Origin of the sequence: Mycobacterium sp. (genome assembly GCF_050701675.1) — a bacterium.
Classification (GTDB): Bacteria; Actinomycetota; Actinomycetes; order Mycobacteriales; family Mycobacteriaceae; genus Mycobacterium.
In genome coordinates this window covers 1-4152 of record NZ_JBOGDD010000017.1, presented here as the reverse complement: position 1 = coordinate 4152, position 4152 = coordinate 1, and the positions used below count along the sequence as shown (strand labels likewise).

4 protein-coding genes are annotated in these 4152 nt (G+C 67.6%); 2 read left to right on the top strand and 2 right to left on the bottom strand.

Annotation, left to right across the window (positions count from 1 at the left end):
- Positions 1–7: 7 nt before the first annotated feature.
- A complete protein-coding gene (locus tag ACRDUX_RS00485; protein ID WP_526409967.1) occupies positions 8–814 on the top strand; it encodes an enoyl-CoA hydratase/isomerase family protein in 807 nt (268 codons plus the stop codon).
- Between the two features lie 378 nt (positions 815–1192).
- Here ACRDUX_RS00485 and istB read toward each other — a convergent pair whose 3' ends face one another.
- Positions 1193–1975 carry an IS21-like element helper ATPase IstB gene (istB, locus tag ACRDUX_RS00480; protein ID WP_526409963.1) on the bottom strand — a complete coding sequence of 261 codons (783 nt, stop codon included), beginning with the start codon at positions 1973–1975 and terminating at the stop codon, positions 1193–1195.
- Positions 1972–3462 (bottom strand): IS21 family transposase, encoded by a 1491-nt coding sequence (gene istA / locus ACRDUX_RS00475; protein ID WP_526409965.1) that lies wholly within the window; start codon positions 3460–3462, stop codon positions 1972–1974. The genes istB and istA overlap by 4 nt, the downstream gene beginning before the upstream one ends.
- A gap of 168 nt (positions 3463–3630) precedes the next feature.
- Between istA and ACRDUX_RS00470 the strand changes: the two genes are divergently transcribed.
- Positions 3631–4149 (top strand): helix-turn-helix domain-containing protein, encoded by a 519-nt coding sequence (locus tag ACRDUX_RS00470; RefSeq protein ID WP_526409961.1) that lies wholly within the window; start codon positions 3631–3633, stop codon positions 4147–4149.
- Positions 4150–4152: the final 3 nt, after the last annotated feature.

The following is a 4152-nucleotide window of genomic DNA, read 5'->3' as shown; positions in this document are numbered from 1 at the left end:
GGGTTGGATGCCTGAGGAGCAGGCGCCGCACGGGCGCACGGTCGTTCAGTTTGACCGGGACACCGACGCCGTCGCGACCATCACCTTGGACGACCCCGACACGCGCAACGCGCTCTCCGGCGACTTGCTGGATCAGCTCATATCAGCGCTGCGATCGGCCCGCGACGACAAGTCCGTTCGTTGCGTCGTGCTTGCCTCGAGCCACGAACGCACATTCTCCTCCGGGGCGAATCTGAGCAGCTTCGGCGCCGACACGACTCTGATCGCCAAGTACGACCTCAGCGAACGCCTCGTCGAACTGGTCCAGCTGATCGGAGAATTGGGGAAGCCATCGATCGTCAAGGCCGGGGGGCATGTCCTAGCCGGGGCGCTCGGTGTTGCACTGGCGTGTGATCTGATCGTCGCTTCGGAAAGCGCAAGCTTCGGTACGCCCGAGATCAGCGTCGGGGCCTTCCCGTTCATGATCATGGCTCTGATCTACCGCAACGTGGGACGCAAGAAGGCCAGCGAACTGTTGCTCTTGGGCGACCGAATTGACGCCCACGAGGCATACCGCTGCGGGCTCGTCAACAGGGTCGTCCCGGACGCAGAGCTTGACGCCGCTGTCGGCGACTGGGCGAGCCGGCTGGCCAGCCGCTCGCCGCTGATCATGCGTCTCGGCAAGCAGGCGATGTACCGACAGATGGACATGGCATTGGTGGATGCGCTCGACTTCCTGCGCGCGCAGCTGACGATCGCGCAATCCTCTGACGATCTGCTCGAGGGCGTGGCCGCATTCTTCGAAAAGCGGGATCCAATCTGGACGGGACAGTGAGATCCCCGACGGGCCATGCCTCGATCACAATCCTTCGATCAGCGACCGATGCCCGGGCGGACTGGCGCGCAACGCGCCAGGGACCTCCACCCAAGACCGGCATGAAGGCGTCCACCGATGAGGGCACATCGGTGGGTCCAGTGACCGGTCGACGATGATCGTGACAACGTTGGTGTAAGCCTGCTGAGACGGCCGTCGAGCTAACCTGCCGGTGAATTTGTCAACGGCCATCGGTTTCTCCCCGGGGACGGCCGTTGGTTCTCCCCGGCGGCGGTCATGTTGTCTGCCCGCTGGTGGCCATCGGTTCTCCCCAGCGCGGTGTCGGCGCGGAGCTTTGGCCGTAGGCCGAAGCGGAGCGGCGATAGCGCGCTGCGCGGGTCAGCTCAGGGGCCTCACTCCCTTCCCAGCGGTGGCCTGCGCAAGCCGGTAGCTGTCGGAGCCGTCGGTTAGTAAGACGTGCGCGTGATGCAGCAGTCGGTCGACGGTCGCGGCGGCGAGGGTTTTGGGCATCAGCTCGTCAAAGCCGGCCGGGTGGATGTTGGAGGTGAGTGCGATCGAGCGTTTTTCGTAGGCCGCGTCAACGACCCGGAACAACGCCTCGGCGGCGTCGGGCGCAACGGGCAGCATTCCGATGTCATCGATCACGATGAGATCGGCGCGGATGAGCCGGCTGATCGCCTTGCTGACGGAGTCGTCGGCGCGGTGGCGACGCATTAATGTCGCCAACGACTCGAGGGTGTGCCAGGCGACGGTCTTGCCCTGGTCGATCGCGCGGTGCCCGAGCGCTTCGGCGAGATGGGACTTGCCGGTGCCTGAGGGTCCGCAGATGCAGAGGTTCTCGGCGCGGCTGATCCACTCGAGTGTCTGCAATGATTGCTGTGTCGCTGCCGGGATCGGCGACGCACCGGGTTTCCAGGCCTCAAACGTCTTGCCGGCCGGCAGCCCGGACTGTTGTCGACGCATCCGGATCGTGGCCTGGTCGCGGCCGGCGGCCTCCTCGGCGAGCAGGACCCGCAGGACCTCGGCGGGCTCCCAGCGTTGCGCTTTTGCGGTCGCGATGACGTCCGGCGCGGCCTTGCGGACGTAGGGCATCCGCAATCGCCTGAGCAGGGCCTCGACCTCAGCGGGCAACGGCGGCGCTTCAGGGGTCTTGACCGTCATCCGCCGAAGCCTTGCCATTTCGCGGTCGAGCTCTGCATCGACTGTTCCTCGGTCGCGGCCGGGAACGGGATCACCTTCGCGTCGCGGTGGTGGGCGAGAATCGCCGCGAGGTCACTGTCGGCGAAGCGGCCCGCGTCGGCCGCGATCCTGAGCGCCTCCTCGACCGGCTGGTCGCCGTGGAGCTTGGCCAGCGCGATCGCCTCTGCGAGCTTGCGCCGCAGCTTCGTCGTGCCCGCGGCCGCTGCCGCGATCAGCCACTTCTCTGCCCCCGGCCCGATCGCCAGGAACGTCTCCTCATCGACGGTCTGCGCGCGCGGCTTGCGCTCCAACGCCCCGACTGGCCGCGGCGGATAGTGCTCGTCGCAGAGGCTCGGCCGGCCCGGCGTGGTCAACGCGTGGCGCGCGACCTCGCGCGGACCCGCCTGGCCGTCGGCGTGGACGACAACGAGCTCGCAGCCGTCGGTGCGCGCCCAGACCCGTTCATCGACCAGCGATGATGGGACCGAGTACAGCGCCCCGCCGACACTGATAGTCGACTGCCAAGACACCCGGCGGGTCTCGCCGAACGCGACCGTGTGCGGCACCTGCGGCAACCGATGCAACCGCTCGCGTTCCTCGGCGAGCATCAACACCGGCGCTCGTCTGGTGACCCGATGCTCGCGCAGGTTGACTCGCTCGCAGAACTCGATGCAAGCCCGCTCGAGCTCGCCAAAGGACGCGTAGTCCGGGCGGAGGTTGTGGTCGGTCGGGACCAGATCGGCCTTCGCGATCTTCACCGTCGCCTCCGAGCCGCCCTTGCTCTGCGGGTCCGCCGGGACGCAGGTCGCGATGCTCAATCCGTAGTGGCGACCGACCGACACGATCTGCGGATTGCGGACCGCGATCCCCGCCACGTGATCGACCGACACAGTCTTCTCGTTATCGGTCAACGCGTAGGTCGGCGCCCCGCCGAACGCGCGCAACGCCCGGTCCAGCGCCATCACGACCGACGGCGTCGTCTTGTCCCACAGCGCCATCACAAACCGGAACCTGCTCCAAGCCAGCCACGCGCAGAACAACGTCGTACGACGCCCGTCGATAACGGGCCCGTCGCCGTAATCCCATTGCATCCACAGCCCAGGCTCGGTGATCCACGGACGCGTCCTGCGGCCATGCTCGACCCGCCAGCGCCGCTTCGCGTCAGCGACCGCTCGCCGTGTCGTTCGCTCCGAGCCCTGATAGCCCATCGCGACCAACTTCTCGTGCGCCTTGTCCGCGCGAACCCTGCCGCGCGAGAGATGCACCCACTCCTCGATCTTCGCCACATACTCATCCACGCGCGGCTTGCTCCGCACGTGGACCGGCAGACCGCCGCCGGCGGCCTCCCGTGCGCGCACCCAGTGCGCGACCGTCTTGTGATCACAACCCGCAAGCTCGGCCGCACCGCGCAGCGAGCCCGTCAGATCGAACGCTTCCAAAATCTCCATCACTTCCTCACAGGTCTTCAAGCCCGCCCTCCACGCCGCCTCGAACTTGGTCAAGACGGTGGACGTTGCAGGCCACTCAGGACAGGACAGTGGGGAGAACCGACGGCCGCCACCGGGGACAACCAACGACCACCAGCGGGGACTTCCAGCGGCCGCCTACGGGGAGGTTCTCATGGCCGCCGTCAGGTCGTGCTGGGCGCGGCGGAAGGCCTGCCCGCGCGGGAGATCGCTGAGCGGGTTGGCTGCTCGACAAAGCTCGTCGGGCGGTGGCGCGGGCGCTATGAGCGTGAGGGCATCGACGGGCTTTGGGATCGGCCGCGGTCGGGACGCCCGTTGAGCCATGGTGCTGAGGCGCGGGCGCTGCTGATCGCCAAGGCCTGCACCCGCCCGCCCGACACCGAGTCCGGGCAGCGGCGTGAGCGCTGGACGCATCGCGAGCTGGGCGAGGCGGTCGGGATCTCGGAGTCCCAGGCGCACGTGATTCTCTCACGCGCGGAGATCAAGCCGCATCGCAGCGAGTACTGGGTGATGAGCGATTTTGATCAGCCCGGCTTCCAAGAGCAGGCCAGCGAGGTCTGCGGCCTGTACCTCGATCCGCCCGCGGGGGCACTGGTGCTCTCGATCGATGAGAAGACGAGCATCCAGGCCAAGGGCCTGGCCCGCCCCGACAGCCTGCCCGCGCCTGGCAAGGCCGCGCGCCGCGATTAAGAG

Coding starts and splice junctions, on each gene's coding strand:
- ACRDUX_RS00485 (WP_526409967.1), top strand. CDS start 8: ATGCCTGAGGAGCAGGCGCCGCACGGGCGCACGGTCGTTCAGTTTGAC.
- istB (WP_526409963.1), bottom strand. CDS start 1,975: ATGACGGTCAAGACCCCTGAAGCGCCGCCGTTGCCCGCTGAGGTCGAG.